The sequence below is a fragment of the Sphingorhabdus sp. EL138 genome (genome assembly GCF_945882965.1).
GTDB lineage: Bacteria > Pseudomonadota > Alphaproteobacteria > Sphingomonadales > Sphingomonadaceae > Sphingorhabdus_B.
The window spans coordinates 63,017-87,965 of the sequence record NZ_CAMCWY010000010.1 but is presented as its reverse complement, the minus strand read 5'-3'; the positions used below and the strand labels follow the sequence as shown (position 1 = coordinate 87,965).

23 protein-coding genes, 1 tRNA gene and 1 pseudogene are annotated in these 24,949 nt (G+C 53.8%); 14 read left to right on the top strand and 11 right to left on the bottom strand.

The features are described 5' to 3' along the window. Nucleotides 1-148 (top strand): annotated as a pseudogene (locus tag Q0N43_RS06215) (IS3 family transposase); the annotation flags it as partial. Nucleotides 149-1,275: 1,127 nt separating this feature from the next. On the opposite strand, the gene Q0N43_RS06210 reads toward Q0N43_RS06215, so the two are convergent. Next, nucleotides 1,276-1,365: transfer RNA gene (locus tag Q0N43_RS06210), tRNA-Ser, on the bottom strand. Nucleotides 1,366-1,599: 234 nt separating this feature from the next. Between Q0N43_RS06210 and Q0N43_RS06205 the strand changes: the two genes are divergently transcribed. The 7 genes from Q0N43_RS06205 to mazG all read left to right on the top strand — a co-directional run bounded on the left by Q0N43_RS06205 (nt 1,600) and on the right by mazG (nt 8,172). After that, nucleotides 1,600-2,598: a lytic transglycosylase domain-containing protein gene (locus Q0N43_RS06205; protein WP_295444057.1), complete on the top strand. Its 999-nt coding sequence runs from the start codon at nt 1,600-1,602 to the stop codon at nt 2,596-2,598. A gap of 151 nt (nt 2,599-2,749) precedes the next feature. Beyond that, nucleotides 2,750-3,397 (top strand): dTMP kinase, encoded by a 648-nt coding sequence (gene tmk / locus Q0N43_RS06200; RefSeq protein ID WP_295444039.1) that lies wholly within the window; start codon nt 2,750-2,752, stop codon nt 3,395-3,397. Next, on the top strand, nt 3,394-4,359 hold the full coding sequence (locus Q0N43_RS06195; RefSeq protein WP_295444036.1) for a DNA polymerase III subunit delta': 966 nt from the start codon (nt 3,394-3,396) through the stop codon (nt 4,357-4,359). The genes tmk and Q0N43_RS06195 overlap by 4 nt, the downstream gene beginning before the upstream one ends. Nucleotides 4,360-4,377: 18 nt before the next feature. Further along, nucleotides 4,378-5,946, top strand: coding sequence for a methionine--tRNA ligase (gene metG / locus Q0N43_RS06190; protein ID WP_295444034.1), 1,569 nt, complete (start codon nt 4,378-4,380; stop codon nt 5,944-5,946). After that, nucleotides 5,946-6,722 (top strand): TatD family hydrolase, encoded by a 777-nt coding sequence (locus Q0N43_RS06185; RefSeq protein WP_295444031.1) that lies wholly within the window; start codon nt 5,946-5,948, stop codon nt 6,720-6,722. The genes metG and Q0N43_RS06185 overlap by 1 nt, the downstream gene beginning before the upstream one ends. A gap of 2 nt (nt 6,723-6,724) precedes the next feature. Next, on the top strand, nt 6,725-7,315 hold the full coding sequence (locus Q0N43_RS06180) for a TIGR02281 family clan AA aspartic protease (RefSeq protein ID WP_295444054.1): 591 nt from the start codon (nt 6,725-6,727) through the stop codon (nt 7,313-7,315). 92 nt (nt 7,316-7,407) lie between these two features. Next, nucleotides 7,408-8,172: a nucleoside triphosphate pyrophosphohydrolase gene (gene mazG, locus Q0N43_RS06175; protein ID WP_295444028.1), complete on the top strand. Its 765-nt coding sequence runs from the start codon at nt 7,408-7,410 to the stop codon at nt 8,170-8,172. Nucleotides 8,173-8,181: 9 nt separating this feature from the next. Here the strand turns inward: mazG and hflX are convergent, their stop codons facing one another. The 7 genes from hflX to dusB all read right to left on the bottom strand — a co-directional run bounded on the left by hflX (nt 8,182) and on the right by dusB (nt 17,372). Beyond that, entirely contained in the window at nt 8,182-9,507 is a 1,326-nt protein-coding gene (gene hflX, locus Q0N43_RS06170) for a GTPase HflX (RefSeq protein WP_295444025.1), read from the bottom strand. After that, entirely contained in the window at nt 9,504-10,001 is a 498-nt protein-coding gene (hfq, locus tag Q0N43_RS06165; protein ID WP_295444022.1) for an RNA chaperone Hfq, read from the bottom strand. Before hfq ends, hflX begins: the two co-directional genes overlap by 4 nt. Nucleotides 10,002-10,113: 112 nt before the next feature. Further along, entirely contained in the window at nt 10,114-11,514 is a 1,401-nt protein-coding gene (locus Q0N43_RS06160; protein ID WP_295444019.1) for a sigma-54 dependent transcriptional regulator, read from the bottom strand. Nucleotides 11,515-11,516: 2 nt separating this feature from the next. After that, nucleotides 11,517-13,781: an ATP-binding protein gene (locus Q0N43_RS06155; RefSeq protein ID WP_295444017.1), complete on the bottom strand. Its 2,265-nt coding sequence runs from the start codon at nt 13,779-13,781 to the stop codon at nt 11,517-11,519. 82 nt (nt 13,782-13,863) lie between these two features. Further along, nucleotides 13,864-15,285 (bottom strand): sigma 54-interacting transcriptional regulator, encoded by a 1,422-nt coding sequence (locus Q0N43_RS06150; protein WP_295444014.1) that lies wholly within the window; start codon nt 15,283-15,285, stop codon nt 13,864-13,866. Further along, complete coding sequence (locus Q0N43_RS06145) at nt 15,282-16,373, bottom strand: ATP-binding protein (protein ID WP_295444011.1); 1,092 nt, start codon at nt 16,371-16,373, stop codon at nt 15,282-15,284. Before Q0N43_RS06145 ends, Q0N43_RS06150 begins: the two co-directional genes overlap by 4 nt. 3 nt (nt 16,374-16,376) lie before the next feature. Continuing rightward, nucleotides 16,377-17,372, bottom strand: a complete 996-nt coding sequence (gene dusB / locus Q0N43_RS06140) for a tRNA dihydrouridine synthase DusB (RefSeq protein WP_295444008.1) — start codon at nt 17,370-17,372, stop codon at nt 16,377-16,379. Between the two features lie 82 nt (nt 17,373-17,454). Between dusB and Q0N43_RS06135 the strand changes: the two genes are divergently transcribed. Both Q0N43_RS06135 and Q0N43_RS06130 read left to right on the top strand, forming a co-directional pair. Further along, nucleotides 17,455-18,597 carry a bifunctional 2-C-methyl-D-erythritol 4-phosphate cytidylyltransferase/2-C-methyl-D-erythritol 2,4-cyclodiphosphate synthase gene (locus Q0N43_RS06135; RefSeq protein WP_295444005.1) on the top strand — a complete coding sequence of 381 codons (1,143 nt, stop codon included), beginning with the start codon at nt 17,455-17,457 and terminating at the stop codon, nt 18,595-18,597. A 2-nt stretch (nt 18,598-18,599) separates the two neighbouring features. Further along, nucleotides 18,600-19,112 (top strand): CinA family protein, encoded by a 513-nt coding sequence (locus Q0N43_RS06130; protein WP_295444002.1) that lies wholly within the window; start codon nt 18,600-18,602, stop codon nt 19,110-19,112. Here the strand turns inward: Q0N43_RS06130 and Q0N43_RS06125 are convergent. Together Q0N43_RS06125 and lipA are read right to left on the bottom strand one after the other, a co-directional pair. Continuing rightward, on the bottom strand, nt 19,076-19,534 hold the full coding sequence (locus Q0N43_RS06125) for a type II toxin-antitoxin system RatA family toxin (protein WP_295444000.1): 459 nt from the start codon (nt 19,532-19,534) through the stop codon (nt 19,076-19,078). The genes Q0N43_RS06130 and Q0N43_RS06125 overlap by 37 nt on opposite strands. Nucleotides 19,535-19,549: 15 nt before the next feature. Then, nucleotides 19,550-20,476 (bottom strand): lipoyl synthase, encoded by a 927-nt coding sequence (gene lipA / locus Q0N43_RS06120; RefSeq protein ID WP_295444051.1) that lies wholly within the window; start codon nt 20,474-20,476, stop codon nt 19,550-19,552. Between the two features lie 81 nt (nt 20,477-20,557). Between lipA and Q0N43_RS06115 the strand changes: the two genes are divergently transcribed. From Q0N43_RS06115 to Q0N43_RS06100, 4 genes are read left to right on the top strand one after another with little or no spacing between them, the layout of a single operon-like run. Next, nucleotides 20,558-21,511: a sodium-dependent bicarbonate transport family permease gene (locus Q0N43_RS06115; RefSeq protein WP_295443997.1), complete on the top strand. Its 954-nt coding sequence runs from the start codon at nt 20,558-20,560 to the stop codon at nt 21,509-21,511. Between the two features lie 4 nt (nt 21,512-21,515). Next, nucleotides 21,516-21,827 (top strand): transcriptional regulator, encoded by a 312-nt coding sequence (locus Q0N43_RS06110; protein WP_295443995.1) that lies wholly within the window; start codon nt 21,516-21,518, stop codon nt 21,825-21,827. Next, nucleotides 21,827-22,450 (top strand): carbonic anhydrase, encoded by a 624-nt coding sequence (locus Q0N43_RS06105; RefSeq protein ID WP_295443992.1) that lies wholly within the window; start codon nt 21,827-21,829, stop codon nt 22,448-22,450. The genes Q0N43_RS06110 and Q0N43_RS06105 overlap by 1 nt, the downstream gene beginning before the upstream one ends. Beyond that, complete coding sequence (locus Q0N43_RS06100) at nt 22,447-23,076, top strand: pyridoxamine 5'-phosphate oxidase family protein (RefSeq protein WP_295443989.1); 630 nt, start codon at nt 22,447-22,449, stop codon at nt 23,074-23,076. The genes Q0N43_RS06105 and Q0N43_RS06100 overlap by 4 nt, the downstream gene beginning before the upstream one ends. Nucleotides 23,077-23,205: 129 nt before the next feature. Here Q0N43_RS06100 and ettA read toward each other — a convergent pair whose 3' ends face one another. Then, complete coding sequence (ettA, locus tag Q0N43_RS06095) at nt 23,206-24,885, bottom strand: energy-dependent translational throttle protein EttA (RefSeq protein WP_295443986.1); 1,680 nt, start codon at nt 24,883-24,885, stop codon at nt 23,206-23,208. Nucleotides 24,886-24,949: the final 64 nt, after the last annotated feature.

The window sequence follows — 24,949 nt, the reverse complement described above, 5'->3', positions numbered from 1 at the left end:
ACACTGCCCGTGCCGCGACCAGCGGCGAGGTGCAGGATCTGCGCCGCGAAGCCCGCGCTTTGAAGGAATGTGTGGCCGACCTGACGCTTGAGAACCGTCTGCTCAAAAAAAGCATGATCGCGGATGGGGGCGACGACGAATGAGGTATCTGGAGCGTGATTTCGAAGCAGGAGCCAATTTCATCTGCGACGAGATCATGATCAAACGCGGCCGCGATATCTGCGCAGAAAGCGACATTAACTTTCGATGATTTTGGGCTTTTTGCGGCCCGCCCTTGGCAGTTAACATGAAAGAGTTTCACGGGAGTTAGCCCGTAATCTGATCCCTTCGCCATCCAAAACAACTGTCACTTTAGATCGTGAAGGGGTTTTGGAATGGATAACAGGCAAAATTCGTAACAGTTCACCGGCACCGGCATCTGAGGCACTTCCATGGACGCCATTCGGTTCCGTCACGCTCAACCTACGGTCAAGTATGGCGCTGGAGATGGATATGCACTAACTCTCGGTGCGGAATAGCAGGAAGGGGACGATCGCCCCAAATGCAGACCAGATACCCTGGGCGATCTCACTCAGGATGCGTTCCGTTCGGGTGCTGGCTTTACGACCGCAGGGGACGCAACGGATCGCCTGATTTACAACACGACCACGGGCATTCTTTACTACGATGCTGACGGAACAGGCTCTGCTGCGGCCGTGCAGATCGCACTGCTGAGCTCAACCACGCCGCCCGCGTTGGCCTATACCGATATAACTGTGATTGGGTGAGTGGCCCAAGGGGGCGCCTGACATCACAGTGGCCGGGCTCCACTGAGGGGCCCGGTAAAGCTGCTTGGGCCGAATGCCGAGACCTGCAAACGCATGGCAAAGTCTTATGCGATCTGGAGTTGCTTTGCTGATTGCGCACTCATCCAGATTAACCATTCGACTTGCGCCAGGAAGCAAGCATTGGTGTTTGCACGATCCGCGGCTGCGAAAATGACGGAGGCCTATTCCTGGCAAAACCAAGGTTGGCGTTAAGTTATCCTGCAAAAATGCAAAAAATTTTGTGCGGGTCTAACCCGTGACAGTTACGCCGCGCTCGGCCCTCCCCCCTCCCGGGGGGTGGGGCGATATCTTGATCACGGATCAAAGTGCGGCGCTGGAATAGGGTGTGGCCCTTCAGCCTAGCCAGAAAACCGCGAAGCAGTGGCCCATTTAAGCCAGCTCCTATCAGGGAGCGCTTATGGTAACGGGGAGCTTGTTGGAAATTTTATTCAATTAAAGCAACGCATATTGGCGGACAGGGTGGGATTCGAACCCACGGTGAGCTTCCACCCACGACGGTTTTCAAGACCGTTGCCTTAAACCACTCGGCCACCTGTCCGCTTACGATGCGTCCCCTAGCTAGTGCGCTTTGCGTTGGCAAGCTTAGATGATATGTTCCTTGGCCAAGCCACGCGATGAAATGGCTGTTCGGCAAGACCAAAGCATTTCACAGCCTGTATTGTCTGTGGCACTATGTCCCGGTCGAACATAAGGGAGCTCAGTGCGCTATTACCGTAAAATTGTGATGACGATGGCAATGTGCGTGAGTGCTTCGGTGCTCGGCCCGAATTGTCTGGCGCAGGATATTGGCACAGGCTCAGCACTGGGCACAGAAGCGCAGGAGGCCGGTTTCCGGTCCTATCTGGCGGCCGTGCGGCAACGCGCTCTGCTGGAGCGGGTGACGCCAGCAACGCTGGACCGCGTGCTGCCGTCGATTACCTATAATGATCGCGTCGTCCGGCTTGACCGGCAGCAGCCCGAAGGTGCGTCCAGCGCGCCCGTGCCCAACTTTGCGCCTTATAAAGCGCGCCATGTCGATGCAGAACGCATCAGCAGGGGCCGCGCCAAATATGCGGAGCTTCGCCCGTTGCTCCAGCGGATTGAAGATGAAACCGGCGTACCTGAAGAAATCATGATCGCCATTTACGGGCATGAGACCAATTATGGTTCCGTCACCGGCAATTTCAACGCACCCGAAGCCTTGGCCTCCTTGGCGTATGAAGGGCGCCGACGTGCATTGTTTGAAGGCGAGTTGATCGCGGCGCTGAAGATGATTGACAAGGGCGTGCCGCAATATGCGATTACCGGAAGCTGGGCCGGGGCGCTGGGTAAGCCACAATTTCTGCCGTCGGTATATTTGCGGCTTGCGCGCGATGGCGATGGTGACGGCTTTGCCGATATTTGGCGCAGCGAAGTCGATGCCATGACCTCCATCGCCAATTATTTCGTCAATGCGGGTTGGCGGCGTGGTGAGGATTGGGGATTTGCGGTCAATGTGCCTGAGTCAGTTAATCGGGGCATCATGCGCTCGCTTATGACGTCGCCGCGATGCCCCCGCGTCTTTGCACGGCACAGCCAATGGCGGACAATCGCCGAATGGCGGCAATTGGGTATATCACCGCAGCGGAGCTTTTGGCCAAATGACAATATGATGGCGACATTGATTGAACCCGATGGCGTGGGCAATACCGCCTATCTTCTCGGCGGGAATTATCGCGTTATACTCGACTATAATTGTTCGAATTTCTATGCGCTATCGGTCGGATTGTTGGCGGACGAATTGCGGAACTAGGTTTTGGCGTTCATCGCGCTGCCCGCTATACGCTGCTGATAAATTCGCTTATCGGTTTCCTAACGGTGGCGGCTATGCCATTTGCGATATTCGATGATGGAACAGAAGAACCTATGCCTGATACTGCGGACAACTTAACGAGCCAACCTATATGCGTGCGCCTGTGACCGCACGCGGGCGTTTTATAACTATTGAAGGCGGCGAGGGGGTTGGCAAGTCGACTCAGGTTGCTGCGCTTGCCGCGTTCATCACACAATATGGATATGAGGTAATCATAACCCGCGAACCGGGTGGAACCGAAGGCGCGGAAACCATCCGGCAGTTGGTCCTTGGTGGAAGCGCAGAACGGTGGATACCCCGCGCCGAGGCATTGCTGTTCGCCGCCGCGCGCAGCGACCATGTTGACCGACTTATCGAGCCAGCCTTGGCCAGCGGAAAATGGGTCATTTCCGACCGCTTTATCGACAGCAGTCGGGCCTATCAAGGTGCGGGCTCCGGCCTGTCCGATGCCGACATCATGACGCTGCACCAGATTGGCAGCCATGGCATGTTGCCCGACCGAACCCTTGTGCTGCGACTCAACACCAAAGAGGCAGCAAGCCGCGCGGCAGCGCGTGACCAGAACCAGCCCGATCGAATTCAGGGCCGTACAGAGAATTTCCATTCGGACGTAGATATCGCCTTTGTGAGCTTTGCCGAGCGTGAACCGCGCGTGCGGCTTGTCGATGCCTCGGGTGCGGCGGACGAGGTAACCGCGCGGTTATTGGCCGAAATTGCTGACCTGTTGGAACCTGCATGAAAGATTATGTAGGACATGATAAAGCGTGGCGACAGTTTGCGACGGCGTGTGACAGTAATAAGATCCACCATGGCTGGATATTATCTGGGCCACGGGGAATCGGAAAGTCTGCCTTTGCACTCAGGGCTGCGGCCATGCTGGTTGATCCGGAAAATGCCTATGCCAGCATGATAACGCGCGGGTCGCATCCCGATATTCTGTCCGTCAAACGGCTACCAAAAGAGGCGTTGAAGGAGGATGAAGACATTGATGATGTTACCGAGTTCAAGCGCAGCATCACCGTCGATCAAATCCGTGGGCTTCAGCAGTCGCTGACCACCCGACCCGGTTTAAGCAACAGACGCGCGATCATCATTGATGCTGCGGACGACTTGGAGCGGGGCGGGGCCAACGCCTTGCTCAAGTCATTAGAAGAACCGCCGGTTGGCACCTTTTTCTTCCTCATCAGCCATGCCTGTGACCGATTGCTGCCGACAATTCAGTCGCGTTGCCAGATCCTTCGGTTTGAGGCATTGAGTGACGCCGACATGGCCAATGTGTTGCACCGCGCGGTGCCGGAGGTCAGTGCGGACGAGGTTGAAGCCCTTATTCGCTTGGGCAATGGCACACCGGGGCAAGCGCTTGATTTTCTTGGTCTTGACCTGAAGGAGATTGAGGATGCCATGACGTCGATACTGCGCACGGGCGACCGCGACAATGCACTGCGCAATGGCTTGGCAGACAGGCTGTCGTTAAAGGCTGCGCAGCCGCGTTATGAGGCTTTCTTGCGCCGTGCGCCGTCCCTGATCGCCGAATACACACGCAAGCTTGATGCCACGCAGGTGCGCAACGGTGTCGCGGCTTGGGAGGCCGCAAGCGGACTTGCCGCGCGGGCTATTGCCTTAAGTTTGGACAAACAAAGCGTCGTGTTTCAAATGGCAAGCTTGCTGGCATCGTTTCAAGCGCATACAGCGCGCACATAGCCATTATTAAGAGTTTCCATGTCCGAACCTTTCTACATCACCACCGCAATCGCTTATCCCAATGGAAAGCCGCATATCGGCCACGCCTATGAGGCAATTGCCACAGATGCGATTGCACGTTTTCAGCGGTTGAATGGCCGCGAAGTCTGTTTCGTCACTGGCACGGACGAACATGGCCTAAAAATGGACCAGACGGCACGCGGGCTGGGCAAGGCGACTCGCGATCTTGCGGATGAAATGTCATCCTATTTCAAGAATATGTGCACAACACTTGATATTTCATTTGACCATTTTTGCCGAACGACAGCCGATAGTCATCACATAGCGAGCCAGGCGATCTGGAAACGGCTTGAGGCCAATGGCGATCTCTATCTGGACCGCTACGAGGGCTGGTACTCTGTCCGCGACGAAGCTTATTATGACGAAGGCGAGCTAACCGATGGGGAAGGGGGACAAAAGCTGTCGCCCCAAGGCACGCCAGTTGAATGGACAGTTGAAGAAAGCTGGTTTTTCCGACTCTCCAAATATGAGCAGCCATTGTTGGAATATTACGCTGCGAACCCGGGTTTTATGCGCCCCGACAGCCGCAAGAACGAAACCATCAAATTTGTCGAAGGCGGATTGAAAGACTTGTCCGTCTCCCGCACCAGCTTTGACTGGGGGGTAAAGGTTCCGGGCAGCGAGAACCATGTCATGTATGTCTGGCTTGATGCGCTGACTGCCTATATCTCCGCCATTGGCTTTCCCGATGACACCGAAGAATGGCGCAAATTTTGGCCAGCGAGCGTCCATATCATTGGCAAGGACATTGTCAGGTTCCACACCGTATATTGGCCCGCATTCCTGATGTCGGCACGCTTACCCTTGCCCAAAATGGTGTTCGGCCATGGCTTTTTACTGTCGCGCGGGGAGAAAATGTCGAAATCCTTGGGCAATGTCGTCGACCCGATGGAGCTAGCGCAGCTCTTTGGCGTAGATGCATTGCGCTATTTCCTGCTGCGCGAAGTCAGCTTTGGACAGGATGGTAGCTATAGCCCAGAAGCCATTGTGACACGGGTAAATGCTGATTTGGCAAACAGCTTTGGCAATTTGGCGCAGCGGACATTGTCGCTGATATTCAAAAACTGCGAAGGCTATCTTCCTAGGATACACGACCATCATGGCGATGACCAAGCCTTGCTCGAATTGGTCGGCAATGCTGTTTCGTTTCATATTCCGGCGCATTTTGAAGAACTTGCCATGTCTCAAGCTTTGGAAGCTTGGATGCAGGCGGTGTTTGCATGCAACGCCTATGTCGACGTGCAGGCACCTTGGGCGCTCAAGAAAACCGATCCCGCGCGGATGGAGACGGTATTGGCGACGTTATTCATCTGCATCGCGCAGTTGGCGATAGCTGTGCAGCCAATCATTCCGGGGTCAGCCATTAAACTGCTCGATCAAATGGGTGTGCCACGCGATGTGCGTAATTTTGGCCATGCAGGGTCGCATTGGTATTCGCCGCTGGCCGAAGGCGGTTTCCAAATTGCTCAGCCTATAGGCCTGTTTCCGCGGCTTGAATTGCCGGCGGAGCAGGGGGCTAGCGCCTGATGTTCGTCGATTCCCACTGCCACCTCAATTACAAAGGCTTGATTGAACGAGAGGCCGATATACTTGCACGAGCGCGGGACAGCGGTGTGACAGCCATGCTCAACATTTCGACGCGAGAGCGCGAGTGGGATGAGGTTATTTGCCTTGCCGAACAAGAAAAGGATGTGTGGGCGTCCGTCGGAATTCACCCACATGAGGCCGACCAGCATATCGGCATGGATTGCGCGAAACTCGTTGCAAAATCTGCACATCCGCGTGTTGTCGCCATTGGCGAGACAGGCCTCGATTATCATTACGACAAAAGCGACCGGGCACAGCAATGCACTGGCTTTCGCGAGCATATAAAGGCATCGCGCACAACGAGCCTACCGATCATCATCCATACCCGCGATGCCGAGGCCGATACGGCGGCGATACTGACCGAAGAAATGCGGGAAGGGGCGTTTACCGGCGTTATTCATTGCTTTACGGCCAGTGCCGAATTTGCGCGGATTGCCTTGGATTTGGGTCTGTATATCTCGCTGTCGGGTATCGTAACGTTTAAGAACGCCAAAGACCTTCAAGATGTGGCCAAATGGTTACCCGCAGATCGATTGCTGGTGGAAACCGATGCCCCGTTTCTGGCGCCTATACCGCATCGCGGCAGAACCGGTGAGCCAGCCTTTGTAGCCGATACCGCGCGCTTTGTGGCGCAGTTACGTGACGTCGCGGCAGAAACCCTTGCGCAGCAAACTTCAGACAATTTCTATGACTTGTTTACGAAAGCAAGTCGGTGAAAATGATGGAAGACGGGCCATCGCTGATCTGGGGCGTCGTTTGCATATTGCTGCTTGTTAGCTCGCTTGCCGCGCGGGGTTTGCCCTTGGGCTATCTTGCCAAAGCAGCGCTGGCTTGGGTAGCCATTTTCGCGGCTTTGTTCGCCATTTTCAGCTTCCGGTTTGAATTCATTGGCATCTGGGAACGCGTGAAAGCCGATATATCGGGCACCAGCGGACAAAGCGTCAGCAGCGAAGCAATAGAGTTACGCCGACAGGATGATGGCCATTATTGGCTCATGGTCGACATAAACGGCAAACCTGTTCGCTTCATGGTCGATAGCGGCGCGACGATCACAGCGATCAATGCGACAACAGCGTTAGAAACCGGTGTTGAAGCCGATGGCTATCCAATCATCCTGAGCACCGCAAACGGCCGTGTAGCCGCCAAGCGTGCGAACGTTCGGTCATTAACTGTGGGGCCGCACAGAATTGAAAACCATCCAGTGGTCGTGTCGGAGCGTTTCGGCGACGTCAACTTATTGGGCATGAACTTCCTCAACAGGATGCAAAGTTGGAGGGTGGAAGCCAATAAGATGGTGCTTCAACCGTGATTAAGCATATGGCAATTGATGCACATGCTTAGTTGATGTGATATTTTACTTAACATAATATATATTATCGAACTATTTGATGTGGTGAAACGATGAATGCTGACATTACCCCTCTTACCGATATCATGGCGCGCCTGCGTGATCGTGACACTGGCTGTCCATGGGATATTGACCAAAACTTTGCGACGATTGCGCCCTATACTATTGAAGAAGCCTATGAAGTTGCCGATGCGATTGAGCGTAATGATCTGGTATCGCTTAAGGACGAGCTTGGCGACTTGCTGCTTCAGGTCGTGTTTCATTGCCAGATGGCATCGGAACTTGGCGCGTTCAACTTGCAAGACGTCGTTAATGGCATTTGTGATAAAATGGTACGCCGCCATCCGCATGTGTATGGAGATGCCACAGCTACAGGTCATGAAGTGCCAGACGATTGGGAAACCATAAAGGCCGTCGAACGCAGCGGCGATGAAGACGGCAGCGCGTTGGCAGGCGTGGCCCTTGCCCTTCCCGCTTTATTACGCGCACAGAAAATTCAAAAACGCGCGGCCCGCACAGGCTTTGACTGGCCGGATCGGTTCGGCGCGCGTGACAAAATACTTGAAGAATTAGATGAAGTTAACGAAGCAACTTCAGCCGGTCATCTAGCTGAAGAAATAGGCGATTTGCTTTTCGCCGTCGTCAACTTCGCGCGCTTTCATAAAGTGGATGCAGAATATGCACTGAAACAAGCGAGCGCCAAGTTCGAACGGCGGTTTCGTGATATGGAATTATCTGCGGGCAACGCTTTTGTGGGTTTGTCACTCGATAAAAAAGAAGAACTTTGGCAGCAAGCCAAAGCAAAAGAGAAAATCTAAGACGCTTGCTTAAGCAGCAGCCTGCTCGAACTGTTTTTCGAACTGGCCCCATAATTGGCGGCTCAAGGACACGTCAATCGAGACGATGTAACCGTCAACGTCCTGCTTGCGCACCACGCCGCGTCCATGCAACCAAGCTAAAGCTGCGCCATTATCAGTGCGCAATTTGACGGTGCGCAGCTCATTTCCCTTGGCAATAACCGCTGTGAGATAAGCCTTGAGAGCATCAATGCCCTCACCTGTCTCGGCCGATATCATTAAGATATCATCATCACGCGCAGCCATGCTGGATAACTCCGCTCGCCGATCATCATTTAAAAGATCCAGCTTGTTCCAAATTTCAACCATGCGCGGTTGATTCGTCGCCCGCTCACCATCCAGCACGCCCAAATCTCGCAAAATTTGCAAAACATCGTCACGCTGCGCATCGGCCTCGGGATGAGATATATCACGTACATGGACGATAATGTCAGCGGATATCACTTCCTCCAATGTCGCGCGAAACGCAGCGATCAATTGCGTTGGCAGGTCAGACACAAAACCAACAGTGTCGGACAATATCGCCTTTTCCACCCCCGGCAGCGTGATTTGCCGCATCGTTGGGTCCAACGTGGCGAACAACATATCTTCGGCAAGGACGGTCGCATTTGTAAGCCGATTGAACAAAATCGATTTACCCGCGTTCGTATAGCCCACCAAAGCGATCACTGGCCAAGGTGCCCGTTTACGCCGGGCGCGATGCAAAGAACGGGTCCTTTTCACCTCTTCCAATTCGCGCCGCAACCGCGCCATGCGGTCCCGGATCATCCGACGGTCGGCCTCAATCTGCGTTTCACCCGGACCGCCAAGGAAGCCGAAACCACCGCGCTGCCGCTCCAAGTGAGTCCAGCTACGGACCAAGCGCCCCGCTTGGTAGTCAAGATGCGCTAACTCAACCTGCAGCCGTCCTTCGGCCGTAGCGGCGCGTTCGCCAAAAATTTCTAGGATCAGCCCAGTACGATCAATTGTCTTCAGTCCGGTGCGTTCTTCAAGATTACGTTGCTGAATAGCGGTCAGCGAAGCATCCACAATCAAAAGATCCGCCTCAAGTTCGCGGCCCATTTCAGTTATTTCTTCAACCTGCCCACCGCCGAGCAGCGTCACCGCCCGCGGTGATCGCACCCGATAATGCTTTTTGCAAACAACATTCAGGCCAATGGCAAGCGCAAGCCCCTCGGCTTCTGCAAGGCGCGCCTCCGGCCCCACAGTGGCCCGTCCAGGCAGCTCCGGATATATGACTAAAGCGCGCGCACCACGCGCGAACTCGTCAGTTTCGCTGCGTTCAAACCCGCTCAAATATCGCTCTCATCGACGCCCTGATTATATTCGGCAAGGTTAACCGGGTTTGCTGGCTGGATAGTGGATATGGCATGCTTATATACAAGCTGCGTCGTGCCATCACGTTCCAGCATTACCGAAAAAAGATCATAAGCGACAATAAAGCCTTGAAGCATCACACCATTCACCAGAAACGTCGTCGCCGATTCATTCTTGTCACACATAGCGTGTAGAAAAACATCCTGCAGCATGCCGGGCCGGTGCGTAACGCGTGACATCATATCATCGAATAATGAACGATCCGGTGAAGACGATGGCATAATTGTCGATATGGAATGCTTATATACAAGCTGCGACATACCATCGCGGCGCAACAGCACCGAGAAGTTGTCAAACCACGTTACAACACCTTGAAGTTTTACGCCCTTCACCAAAAACATAGTCACAGGGGTCTTCGATTTTCTGAGGGAGTTCAGAAATAGGTCTTGAAGACCATTATTTTTTTCAGTCATTATGATTATCCGTTTATATTTTTCGTTACGCCAACTGTTGCAGATTGCCCATCAGGCAGCCACATAATCCAGCAAAGCTATTACACGAATAACACCAACTTCGCAATTGCGCTCAAGACCCAGAGTCGTCGCTAAAATCCGGTACATTTTTGCGGACAGAAATGCCCAATAGCTTTAGCTTCCGGTGCAGCGCAGATCGCTCCATACCCACAAAAGCGGCGGTTTTTGAAATATTGCCGGAAAAACGTTTAATCTGTACCCGCAAATATTCGCGTTCAAATGCTTCACGCGCCTGGCGTAACGGCGCCCCCATAAGAGACGTGACATTATGTTCTGCGCCTTCAAAGCTGTTGATGATTTCTGATGGCAGCATATCAGCCTCAATTGTCGCAACGCCTTCTGCCGGGGCCAATATGATGGTGCGTTCAATGATATTACGCAATTGTCGGACGTTGCCCGGCCATTCACACGCCTGAAGTGCTGCCATCGCATCACCCGAGAAATTAGGTGGCGATATGTGATGTTCGGATGCAAAGCGCGCGGCATAATGGTTGACGAGGTCGGGAATATCTTCGCGCCGCCCCGACAAGGGTGGAATCTCGACCGGAACAACGTTTAACCTGTAAAACAAATCTTCGCGGAACCGGCCTTCTGAAATTTCGAAAGCCAAGTCGCGCGCAGTGGCCGACACAAAGCGCACGTCGACACGTATTTGCCGGTCACCGCCTACCCGAACGAAGCTCTGATCCGTTAACACGCGCAGGATCTTGCCTTGTGTGGTGCGCGGCATGTCTGCAACTTCGTCTAGGAACAGTGTCCCGCCATGCGCTTTTTCCAACATGCCCGCCTGCACGAGACGGCCATCCTGTTCGATTCCAAACAACTCTTCGTCAAATCGTTCAGGAGACAATCGCGCGGCACTCACAGACATGAAGGGTGACCCTGCCCGTGGGCTCCAGCTATGTAGCAAACGCGCAGCGACTTCTTTGCCCACACCTGCCGGCCCAGTGATAAGCATTCGGCTTCCTGTGCCAGCCACCTTCTTTAGCGTTGCGCGCACCGCATTGATCGATACCGACGAACCGGTCAGTTCCTCCGAATGCCCAACCCGCGCCTTAAGGTCGGCATTTTCAGCACGCAGCCGTTCAGTTTCGGTTGCCTTTGAAACAAGGTGCAACAACTTGCTGGCTTCGAACGGCTTCTCAATAAAATCAACCGCACCTTGCCCGATAGCAGCAACAGCAGTGTCGATATTCCCATGTCCCGAAAACACGATAACCGGAATTTGCGGATCCCGGATTTTGATAGCGCGCAACAATTCAATCCCGTCCATCGATGAACCGCGAAGCCAGACGTCGAGCAATATCAACGACGGCAAACGCTCATCGAGCGCTGCCAACGCCTCATCCGCAGAAGCTGCTGTCCTTGTGCCATAGCCCTCATCATCAAGCACTCCGGACACCAAGTCCCGAATGTCTTGTTCATCGTCTACAATCAGTATGTCGAGTGCCATAACTATCCGGTAACCTCATCTGAATTGGAAAGCGGCGGGGAAGAATGTAATTTGCCCGCTTTGGATGCCACGAATTGCGGATTGAATTTCAACGTCACGACTGCGCCAACAGGATCATTGTCTGACAATAAGATTTCTCCGAAATGTTCTTCAATAATCTTCTTAACAATCGCAAGTCCTAGCCCCGAGCCGCTGGCACGGTTCGTAATATAGGGTTCCATAATTCGTTGGCGGTCTGACGGCAGGCCGATGCCATTGTCCGCGATGCGGATCATCAACGCCTCTTCATCCATCAAAAGATCAATTGCGATAGTTCCGTCAAATGGACCTAATTTTCTTTTTTCATCCATGGATTCTACTGCATTTTTGAGAATATTTGTAATCGCTTGCCCAAGCTGTCGTCTGTCGGAGATCAGAGTGGGGACTGCGCCGGTTTGATTATAGTTGAATGTGATGTCGGGGTGCGCCACCTCAAATAAAAATACGGCATGGCCGACGATGTCGTGCACATTTTCGGCGCGGAACAAAGGCTTCGGCATGCGTGCAAAGGACGAAAATTCATCGACTATATTGCGCAAGTCCCCGACCTGCCGAACAATTGTGCTGGTCAATTGTTCGAATATCGCCTGATCCTTGGGCATATTGTTGCCAAACCGGCGTTGCAAGCGTTCTGCGGCCAGCTGTATCGGGGTCAGCGGATTTTTGATTTCATGTGCGATACGGCGCGCAACGTCCGACCATGCGGCGCTGCGTTGGTCTGCCAATTGCTGGCTAATATCTTCAAAGGTCACCACACTGCCCTGCTCTCGCGGGGAGACGGTTACAGCCACCGTGAGTGGCTCAGGTCCATCCCCCAATTGCACGACGCCGCGCGGACTTTCGCTGGCTAATGCAGCCAGCGCAGGTGCGACCCTCGCAAATTTTTGACCAACGATCGTTTCGAATGTACTTTGCAGCAGCTTTTCCGCAGTAGAGTTGGCGAGTTGCACCACGCCATTCCCATCAACAGAAACCACGCCGGCGGAAACAGATTCAAGAACAGCCTCGATAAATAGACGTCGTTCACCAAGTTGACGATTGGTCGCTAACAACACGCTGGTCTGTTGCTGTAGCCGTTCTGTCATGCGGTTGAAGGATTGCGCAAGAAAGGCAACTTCATCGTTTCGATATTGGTCAATGGTCACGCGCGCGGATAAATCACCCTCTGCAATCAATTGTGCGGCGTTCACGAGATTATTAACCGGGCGCACAAGGCGATCGGCAACCCGCAAGGCGACCCATAAAGTGATCCCGATGATCATTAACGACACAAAATACAACGCGAGATTGAACTGGATTTGCAGCGTGCGTGCCCGACTGGCCATATCGTCATAATCTTGGAGGACCGATTGCGCTTTTTTGCCAAGGGCAAAGGATGGAACCGATAAGGCGCGACTTGCGTATAAATAGCTTCGCGGTGTATCGAACAATATCGTCACAGCTTCAATTCTATCGGCGCGGTTGGTAATCACCATCCCCTCGCCTGCATTCAGTCTCGTCAAGATGTCTGCAGCGATCCATTCCTGCTTCCGGCCATCATTTTCGGTCGCAACAGCTTCTGTCCTTTGAACGCCATCGCCACCAACCGACACAATCGCAGATTCGCTTAGCCGCCTGCGGAACACCTGTTCCAGATAATAACTCAAAAAAGCAGGATCATCGGCGTTGGTTTGGCTTAATGCATTTCGGAAGTCACCAGCCATGGTCACCGTTTCGTCGCCGACATCCCTGGCGTTTACTTCATAATAACCTTTTGCCAACTCCCCTGCATTTTCCAGCATTCCGCGCGCAGAGCCCGAGAACCAAAATTGGATACCGCTTTGAAACAGCAAGGATGCGAAGATGACGAGAAGAACCGTTGGCACCGCAGTTATCGCTGAAAAAATCGCGACCAAACGGACATGCAACAGTTGCTTGCTGCCGATGCTACTACTCTCTGCGCGCTTGAGTGCAACGCGGCGGCCAAACAACACAAGGAGCAAAGTAGCTGGCAACAAGTTACTGACAAGCATTGTCGCCGATGCCGCAGGTGCCAGTGGCTCCGATTGCGGCCCTTGCCCTATCAGAAGCACAGCGGAAAAAACGCCCGCAACAACCAACAACACGGCGCTGCCAATTTCAAAAAACTTTATAGACTGACTTTTGCCAAGCAGATCGGCAACCCGTTCAAACAGACGCCGGACAGCGGAAGGTGCAGCACGTTCTTCCTTAAGGTCCATTGTTGCCATAAAGACACTGTGGCATTCCTTACGTTGCCTGAAAAGCACAAAATAGTGGTTTTCAGGCAACGTGTCGCGTTAATTCATCCATCTAACGTCCGCCTGAAGGGCCAATGCCATAGTCAGTCAATTTTTTGCGCAAGGTATTGCGATTTATACCCAGCAAAGCTGCCGCCTTTAACTGATTGCCTTTCACTTGCTTCATCACATGCTGAAGCAACGGGATTTCGAATTGCGCCAATGCGCGTGGATATAGTTTCTCGCGCATTGGTCCGCGCTGACGCTGATCCCGCAAAAATTGTGCCACCGCGGCTTCAAAACTTGCGCCTTGGATGGACGGTTCTGTGTCCTGCGCCGGTTCAACAAATTGCATGATCGTCGCGTCCGTAATGGTATCATCGCGACACAATAAAGCGAGACGGTAGACCAGGTTTTTCAGCTCACGAATATTCCCACGCCACGGCATCGCCATCAAATGGGTGACGGCATTGTCATCAATTTTCCGCATCGGCAGACCATCTTTCGCCGCCATGATCAAAAAATGTTGCGCGAGCAGGCCAATGTCTTCCGTTCGGTTGCGCAATGGCGGCATTTCGATCGGGACGACGTTCAGGCGATAGAATAAATCTTCACGAAAGCCGCCTTTTTCGATCAATACTGGCAAATTCTGGTTGGTCGCAGCGACGATGCGAACATCTAGGCGAATGCTTGCCTTTCCGCCGATACGGCTGATGACGCCGCTTTGTAATGCGCGCAATAATCGTGTCTGCGCGTGCATGGGCATGTCGCCAATTTCGTCAAGGAACAAAGTGCCACCTTGCGCCTGCTCAAACCGGCCAATCGACTGGCCAACGGCCCCTGTAAACGCGCCTTTTTCATGGCCGAATAGCTCAGATTCGATAAGCTCGCTTGGAATCGCGGCCATGTTAACGGCAACGAACGGTCCGGTCTTGCGATGGCCAAGATTGTGGATTGCCTCGGCCACCAATTCCTTGCCCGTGCCACTTTCGCCCGAGATTAGTACCGACAAATCATTACGCAAAAGCCGTGCGACCATGCGGTAAACATCCTGCATCGCGGCGCTTCGTCCAATCATCGGCAGATTGGCCTCAGTGAGCGATTCGAAAGGATCTTGCGCCGTTGAGCGACGCTTTTCGATTCCCTGCTTCACCGCCAGAACGAGATCGTTGAGATCAAAGGGCTTGGGAAAATACTCAAACGCATCAATCTCGCTCGCGCGCACTGCGGTTTCCAGGGTGTTTTGCGCGGACATGATGATGACTGGCATGTCGGGCGATTTTTCCATCGCCTCTTTCAACGTGTTGAGACCGTCACTGTCCTTCAACATGACGTCCGTCAGCATTAAATCAAAATGTCCACTGGCCAAAGCCGTGTCGCGCGCCCCCACGGAATCACATAGTGAAGTTTCGATATTCTCCGCCTGAAGCGCGGCGCTCACCACAAGGCCGATAGACGCGTCGTCCTCAACAATGAGTACCCGTGGCGGTTTCATACGTTCGTTTTCCCTGATGCAACCGGCAGCAACAGCCGGAACGTCGTTTGCCCCTGAACCGCATCGCGTTCGAACAGCACGCGGCTGTTCATTTGCTGCACGAGTTTGCGCACAATGGCGAGGCCTAGCCCCTGCCCATCGCGTTTTGTGGTCACAAATGGCGAAAATAGTTCGTCGACAATATGTTCGGGCACGCCGGGTCCATTGTCCGAAATAGCGATTTCAACAGGCAATTTAATCGACCGCCGATCAATGTCAGCGTCCCGCAAGGCACCGCTCATGACATAGCGGGTCGAAATGCCTATCACGCCGTCCAGACGCCCTTGCAGCGCGTCTGTTGCGTTCTGCAGCAGGTTGATGAGTATTTGAACCATCCCGTCGGCATCGATCAAAACATCTGGCAACGACGGGTCATAATTAATGGAAATTTCAGGCATGGCGAGGTTTGCTGCACGTAGCGAGCGAATGGCACGCTCGATCAGCAAGTGGATGTTGGCAGGCCCAAGTTCCGCCGGTTCAGACCGCCCAAGCTTTTGCATTTGGTCGAGCAACCGCGCAATGCGGTCGACCTCGTTCACGATCAATTCCGTGAGGGCGCGGTTTTTTTCATCGACGATACGGGCTAACAACTGCGCCGCGCCTTTGATACCCGCCAATGGGTTTTTTATCTCATGCCCCAATATGGCAGGCGCGCCCATCGCTTGCTGCTGCCCAATGTCGCGCTGATCGCCGATATGCTCTCGCCCGCCATTACGGGGCGATATGATGGCGATTCTCCACTCCGGATCCTTGGACACCGAAGACAGGTTTATATCGACTGTAATAACGCCGTGGGGCGTTTTAAGCTCCATATCTTGGGCGGATATGTCGCTGTCCGGTAACAATAATGCCGCATTCATCCGCTCGCTTTCAAAAATCAGCGTTTCATCAATGCGTTGCCCCTCCAACCACCGCTTACTCCGTCCGAAAAACGCTTCGCTGGCGTCATTGGCATAAGTGATGATGTGATCTGGCGAAATCAAAAGCACTGGAACCGCTATACCCGACAGCATCTGGCCATAATCGGGACGATGCATGGCTTGCGACATAAATCAGGCAGCCGATTGAATCAGGAACGGCTCATAAAAGCGCGTCAATTCGTCGATCACGACATCAGGATCATCAATGCGGTTCATAAAGTTTCTGAACTCGGCTGACCCGTTAAGTCCCTTGGTATACCAGCCAATATGCTTGCGTGCGATACGCACCCCGACTTCACTGCCATAATGGTCAAGCATGGCGCGATAATGGTTCATTATAAGATGAAATTGCGTATCGATATTCGGGTCGTCGATGGTCTCTCCAGTACGGAACCAGTGCATCATTTGGCCAAGTAACCAAGGCTTACCATACGCACCGCGGCCAACCATCACGCCATCTGCGCCACTCTGCGCCAAAGCAGTTTGCGCATCTTCAATATTGCAAATGTCGCCATTTACGATGACAGGCAATGACACTGCGTTTTTCACCTTACGCACAAATGCCCAATCAGCCGAGCCTTTGTACATCTGGTTCCGCGTACGGCCGTGAACGGTGATCATTTTTGCACCCAGATCCTCGGCAATGTGCCCAAGCTCCGGCGCATTGAGGCTTCCATGGTCCCAACCCATGCGCATTTTGACAGTCACAGGCACCGACACGGCCTTCACCGTTGCCGCAATCAAGCTCGCGGCCAAGGGCAAATCCCGCATCAGCGCAGAGCCAGCATCGCCATTGACAACTTTTTTGACCGGGCAACCCATGTTGATGTCGATGATGGCCGCACCGCGTTCTTCGTTCAGCTTGGCCGCTTCACCCATTTCATAAGGGATGCAACCGGCAAGCTGCATCGACACCGGCTCCTCAATCGCGTCCCATTCGCATTTTTGGATGCTTTGCCGCGTCTCCCGGATCATCGCTTGGCTGGCGATCATCTCGGTGACGTTCAAGCCGGAGCCAAACTCACGCACGATTTTGCGGAACGGCATATCTGTGACGCCAGTCATAGGTGCCAGAATGACGGGACAATCGATTTTGATGTTGCCAATATGGATGGGTTTAAGTTGCATCTTCAAACATTGCCTAAAATTTAGGCAGGCCGTTACCCGCTTTCAGCTTGGCGGGCAAGTCTGCTGTCGCTAGAGCGCGCAAATGGTCTCTCGTCCACACACCGTTGCGCTCATCGTCGCCGCAGGCTCAGGTAGCCGCGCGGGCGGCGCGCAGCCCAAGCAGTTTCGCCTCGTGCGCGGCAAACCTATGCTGTGGCACAGCTATGCCGCATTGACGGCGCACCCGGCCATTGACCAAGTGTATGTGGCGGTTAGTGCGGGCCAAGAAGTAGAGGCGGCCGCTGCGTTGGCAGATCTCAAACAACCCATCCTTCTACAAGGCGGGCAGACGCGCCGCGAGAGCGTCTATTTGGGGTTAAAGGCGATTGCCGCTGATCAAAAAGTTGATCAGGTGTTGATTCATGACGCCGCACGGCCTTTCCTTCCTGCTCAAGTCATTGACGACTTGTTGAACGCATTGTTGCGCGCGCCGGGTGCTGTCCCTGCCCTCCCCGTCGTTGACAGCCTTTCACGCGGCACGGATTTACTTTCCGAAACCGTCGCACGCGAAAATCTATGGCGTATTCAAACGCCGCAGGCCTTTGCCTTTCAGGACATTTACGCAGCTCACTTAAGCTGGACGGGTGCAGAACCAACCGACGATGCACGCATGCTGATGGCGCAGGGAGGCGACGTACGCATCGTGCCGGGCGCGGAGGCGCTAAATAAATTTACCTTCTCAAGCGATTTTGCAGGAAACAGCATGCCCACATTCCGAAGCGGAAACGGTTTTGACGTCCATCGCCTGGTGCTTGGCGCTGAATTATGGCTATGCGGCGTGCAGATTCTGCATGACAAGGGCCTTGACGGCCATAGCGATGCCGATGTTGCCATGCATGCGCTAACCGACGCTATATTGGGGGCCATGGCTAAGGGGGACATTGGCGATCATTTCCCACCAAGCGATCCGCAATGGCGCGCTGCGTCCTCCGACCGGTTCCTTGCGCATGCCATCAAGCTGGCCCGCGCAGACGGTTTTGATCTGTCAAACGCCGATGTTACCATTATCTGCGAACAACCAAAAGTCGGTCCCTTCCGGACAAAAATGCGCGCGCGGCTGGCGGAAATTATGGCTGTTGATGTGGACCGAATATCGGTAAAGGCAACAACAACTGAAATGCTTGGTTTTACTGGCCGCGGTGAAGGCATCGCCGCGCAAGCCACTGCAACTTTTGAGAAAATCTGAACATGGAAACTATCTTACCTGCCGCGATTGCCGAGCTTGCCGCGCGTGTTGTTGCCGAGAACAAAGCTGCTGGTCGCATGATCGCAATCGCGGAAAGCTGCACCGGCGGCCTTGTCGCTGCCGCGATTACCGAAGTTCCGGGTAGCAGCGCTGTCCTTGGTTATGGCTTTGTTACCTACAGCAATGACGCGAAGATTAAGCTTCTGGGTGTTAATGAAGACATCATCGACGCATTCGGCGCTGTTTCCGTCGGCGTCGCATGGGCCATGGCGCAAGGTGCCCTGAAAGAAAGCGGCGCGGACGTGGCTGTCGCGATTAGCGGTGTTGCCGGACCAGACGGCGGGAGCGCCAGCAAACCGGTTGGCACTGTGGTTTTTGCAGTGGCGGTTAAAGGTCAAAACCCCCAAGAGGTGATGGGTGACCACAAATCCTTTGGCTCAGATAAAAGCCGCGCTGATATCCGAGCCTTTGCAACGCTTCATGCGTTGGAGCTGTTGCTTCTGCCTGCACCATAAAGCGCGTCGGCACGTTCCACAAACGCCGTTGTCATCTTGCGGAGAGCCGAGTCAAAAAACTGACCGGCCAGCGCCTCAAACACGCGGTTGCGAAACGAGAATTCGACGGTAAATTCCACAATTGAGCCGCCGCCTTCGACATCCTCGAACCTCCAGGCATTGTGTAAGTGCTTCATGGGCCCATCGAGATAATCCACGATGATTGATGACTTAGGGGTCTTCACCACGCGGCTGCTGAACGTCTCCCGAAGCGATTTAAATCCGACAATCATGTCCGCGAGCATTTCGCTTTCTTCATCCTTCCGGATGCGGATTGCGCTGACCCAAGGCAGAAATTCAGGATAGCGGCTGACGTCCGCCACCAAATCATACATTTGCGCCGCATTATGCGGCAGGCTGCGGCGTTCGTGGTGGTGCGGCATGTGTGAACGGAACCCTTAACGCACCTTGGCGAGTTGCACCGCACGCGCGTCGCGCATCCTGGCGAAATCATCACCCGCATGATAACTGGACCGCGTCAGCGGGCTTGCCACAGCCAATAAAAAGCCCTTGGCACGCGCAATGGCGGCATAAGCGTCAAATGCACCTGGCGTAACAAAATCCATAACCTTGGCATGCTTTGGAGTGGGCTGCAGATATTGCCCCATCGTCAGGAAATCGATATCCGCGCTGCGCATGTCGTCCATCACCTGATGCACTTCCATCCGTTCTTCGCCCAACCCGAGCATCACGCCGGACTTAGTGAAAATCGAGGGATCGTGACGCTTCACCGTTTCCAGCAAACGCAGCGAAGCATAATAACGCGCGCCGGGCCGAATGGTTGGATACAGGCGCGGAACAGTTTCCAGATTGTGATTATACACATCGGGGCGGGCGGTAACGATTGCCTCAATCGCCGCCTGCGCCTTGTTGCGGAAATCGGGGGTTAGGATTTCGATTGTGGTGTTGGGCGTAGTGCGCCGCAATGCCTCAATCACCTTTACGAACTGGCTTGAGCCACCGTCGGGCAGATCGTCTCGGTCAACAGACGTAATAACGATATGTTCAAGGCCCAACTTGGCCGCAGCAATCGCCACATGCTCTGGCTCAAGCGGGTCAACCGCCCGCGGCATGCCGGTTTTCACGTTACAAAATGCGCAAGCCCTGGTGCACACATCGCCCAGGATCATCACAGTGGCGTGTTTCTTGGTCCAGCATTCACCAATATTGGGGCAGGCTGCTTCTTCACACACCGTGTTCAAATTGAGATCGCGCATCAAGCGGCGCGTTTCATCAAACCCTTCACCGGTCGGCGCTTTAACCCTGATCCAGTCGGGTTTGCGTTCCCTAACCGGACGTTCGGGTATATTGATCAGCGCGTTCATGATGCTCGAATAGACGTCGCGCGTCATCTTGCCAACTGCAACTTGCCTGCTATGGGTTGCAAAATCCGCAAAGGAACAAAGATGATCGCTGATACCCTAACTTCGCCGGTGATCCTGTTTTTTGTACTTGGCTTTGTTGCCTCTGCTCTCAAATCCGACCTGACTATTCCAGAGGCTTTCGCCAAGGCGATGTCCATCTTTTTGATGGCAGCAATCGGGTTAAAAGGCGGGGTTGAGGTATCCAAGAGCGGAAACACCGCAGAAGTCATGGTTGCTGCTGCCGCTGGTCTTGCTTTAAGCTTCCTTTTGCCCGTTTTGGCATTCGCTTTGTTGCGAAGCGTTGGCAAATTATCGAAAGTCGACGCTGGCGCGGTTGCCGCGCATTATGGTTCGGTCAGCGTTGTTACCTTTGTAACCGCGATAGAATTGCTAACCGGCGAAGGCTTAAGCCCTGCGGGATATATGGTCGCCGTTCTGGCGCTGATGGAGACACCGGCGATTATAAGTGGCCTGATGCTCGTCCGCAAGGGTGAAAATATGTCTGGCGAGCGCAGCACGACACCATGGCATGAGGTGCTCACCAATGCTTCGGTGATGTTGCTGGTTGGCAGCTTTGTCATTGGTGCGATTGCTGGAAGCGACGGATTTGCAACCGTCAAGCCGCTGTTCGATACCGGCTTTCGCGGTGTTTTATGCCTGTTCCTTCTGGATATGGGCCTGATTGCTGCACGTCGCCTGATGCAATCGCGCAAGATGACGTTGCGACTGGTTATCTTGGCGATTTTGTTGCCCTTGGTAAATGGCACGATTGGCACCGTCGTTGGAACGGTCATTGGCCTCGACATTGCCTCAGCAGCGGCACTTGGGATATTGGCGGCAAGCGCTTCTTATATCGCGGTTCCCTCCGCAATGCGCCTTGCCCTGCCCGAGGCTGATCCCGGTATTTATCTGAGCATGTCACTCGGCGTCACTTTTCCGTTCAACATCATCTTTGGCATCAGTATCTTCGCTGCCCTCGCCCAAGCTTTAGGATGACCCCATGATACAAACCGTCCCGCGCAAACGTATTGAAATCTTGGTCGATACGCCGCTTGTCCCGCGTATTGTCGGCAAGTTAAAGGCCGTGGATATTTCAGGATGGAGCGTCATTCAGGTGGACTCTGGCGGAGGACGTGCGGGCGAGTGGCAGCATGACGACGTCACTGGAGCCAGTGCAAAGACTATCGTGCTTGCCATCGCGTCCGACACAAAAACGGCACAGTTAATCGATGCAATTGCGCCCTTGCTTGATAGTTATGGCATGTTGTTAACAGTAGGCGACGTTCAAGTTGTCCGTGGGGAGCGTTTCTAATGCCTGAGTTTGGCGTTCTGGTTGAAGGATATCGTCGTTTCAAATCCGACGCATATGTCCGTCAGAAGGCGCGCTACGACGCGCTCGCAAGCGATGGGCAGTCACCGCCCATCATGATTATTTCTTGTTGCGATAGCCGGGTCGACCCTGCGACGGTATTTGATACCACGCCGGGTCAAGTTTTCGCCCTGCGCAATGTGGCAAACTTGGTTCCACCATATGAAACCGGCGGCGGGTTGCATGGGGTGTCAGCGGCGATTGAATTTGGCGTTTTGGGCCTTGAGGTGCGTCATATCGTCGTTCTTGGGCACGCGCAATGTGGCGGTATTAAAGCGTCATTGGAGGGCTGCGACCTGAGCAACGCCGGGTACAGCTTCATTGATAGCTGGGTGGATATTGTCCGCCCTGCCCGCGACAAAGTGCTTGCGTCCGCGTCGCAAGACCCACAACGTGATCTGGAGCTGGAGGCGATCCGGGTCAGCCTTGCCAACCTTCGTAGTTTTCCCTTTATTGCGGCACGCGAGCAATCGGCGCAATTGAAGCTGCACGGCGCCTATTTTGGCATATCCGACGGTAATCTTTACGTTCTAAACAATGAGAACGACAGTTTTGAGGTCCAATGAACGAACCCGATAGTTTCCCCGCTTTTTACGATGATCTCGCGTTAAGTTTTGAAGAAGCATGGGGCCTTATCGTTGCTGGTGTGACCGATCGCAAAAGCCCGTGTCATATGCCCATAGTGGGCACGGTCGATGCATTGGGCATGCCACAATTGCGGATCATGATATTACGCGACGCATCACTAGATGCGCGCACCCTGCGGTTTCATACCGACTCGCGTTCGATTAAAGCCGAACAAATTGCTCAAAACCCTGCGACCAGCGTGTTGATTTATGACCCTGAAGCAAAGGTTCAAATCCGGATGTCGGGAAAAACACTTTTCACGGCCATTGGCGACGTTGCCGACAGGGCTTGGTCGGAATCAACGCCATTTGCGCGGCGCTGTTACATGGCCGAGGCTGCACCCGGCACACCCTCAGAAGAACCTTCGTCAGGTTTGCCCGATTGGATAGCGGGCAAGCAACCTGAGGAAGAGCAACTGGCGGACTATCGCGTTAATTTTGCCGCGTTGTTGGTTGAGATTGAGACAATCGAATGGCTGTATCTTGCCAATGCCGGCCACCGGCGTGCGCGCTGGCAATGGGACTCAGCCCAGAATTCATGGGCGGCCCGCTGGCTTATCCCATAAGGCCGCACATATTTCCGAATAGACCGTGATCTCCTGACCGCATGCCGTCCCGCGCAAAGCATATCCTCGTCACCTAAACTTGCGAAGCCGCTGCTGCAATTGATGACGAGGGGCGGTTTCAAGCCACCATCAACGTGTCATCTTCTTATAGGTTGCACGGTGTGGACGGGTGGCTTCTTCGCCAAGGCGGGCAATCTTGTCCTCTTCATAAGAGCCAAAGTTGCCCTCAAACCATTCGACATGGCTGTCGCCTTCAAAAGCCAATATATGTGTGGCCAAGCGGTCAAGGAAGAAGCGATCATGGCTGATAACCACCGCGCAACCGGCGAAGCTTTCAAGCGCTTCTTCAAGAGCTGACAGTGTTTCGACGTCCAAATCGTTGGTCGGTTCATCAAGCAGAAGCACATTTCCGCCTTCTTTCAACATCTTTGCCATATGCACGCGGTTGCGTTCACCGCCGGACAGCAGGCCAACCTTTTTCTGTTGATCTGTGCCCTTGAAATTGAACGCCCCGACATATGCCCGGGTTGGCGTTTCGTGCTTGCCCAGCTTCATAAAGTCCGCGCCGCCCGAGATTTCTTCCCAAACATTTTTGTTGGGATCGAGGTCATCGCGGCTTTGGTCAACGAAACCAAGCTTCACAGTTTCGCCAATATCCACTTCGCCGGAATCCGGCACTTCCTGACCAGTAATCAGGCGGAAAAGCGTTGATTTACCCGCGCCATTCGGCCCAATAACGCCAACAATACCGCCCTGCGGGATGGTGAAGGACAGATTTTCGAACAATAACTTATCACCATAGGCCTTGGTAACATTCTTGACCTCGATAACCTTGCTGCCAAGGCGTTCGGGAATTTGAATGACGATCTGTGCCTTTCCGGGCGTGCGATTTTCCTGCGCTTCTACCAATTGGTCAAAGGATTTGATACGCGCTTTAGATTTGGTTTGTCGGGCCTTGGGGCTTTGCCGGATCCAGTCCAGCTCGTCCTTAATCGCCTTCTGACGACCGGCATCTTCACGCGATTCCTGTTCGAGCCGCTTGCCCTTCTTTTCCAAATAGGTCGAATAATTGCCTTCATAAACAAAGTACCGACCGCGATCGAGCTCAAGTATCCAGCTAACGACATTGTCAAGGAAGTAGCGGTCATGGGTTACGAGGATGACGTTGCCCTTATAGTCGACCAAATGTTTTTCCAGCCACGCCACCGATTCTGCATCCAAGTGGTTGGTAGGTTCATCGAGCAGTAGGATGTCAGGCTTTTCAAGTAACAATCTGGTAAGTGCAATCCGACGCTTTTCACCGCCCGAAAGGCTGATCACTGAGCTATCGCCGGGTGGGCACCGCAGCGCGTCCATGGCAAGTTCAAGCTGGCTATCTAGCGACCAACCATCGACGGCATCAATCTTTTCCTGAAGCGCACCCATTTCTTCCATCAACGCGTCAAAATCGGCGTCTTCGGGCGGGTCGCCCATGATCATCGAAATCTCGTTAAAGCGGTCTACCAAGTCCGCCACGGGACGCACGCCGTCCATTACGTTTTCACGCACTGTTTTGGTAGGGTCCAGTTCCGGCTCCTGCGCCAGATACCCAACGCGGATATGTTCACCGGGCCATGCTTCGCCCGTAAACTCAGTGTCCATTCCCGCCATGATTTTCATCAGGGTCGACTTACCCGTGCCGTTTGGTCCGACGATGCCTATCTTTGCATCCGGATAGAATTGCAGATTGATATTGTTGAGCACCGGTTTGTTCGCGCCGGGGAAGGTTTTGGTCATTCCCTTCATTACGTAGCTATATTGCGCTGCCATGGGGATCGGTTCCTGTGTTGCATTACTTTGATTTGGCCGCTTCCCTAGCTATCTGCACCTTTCC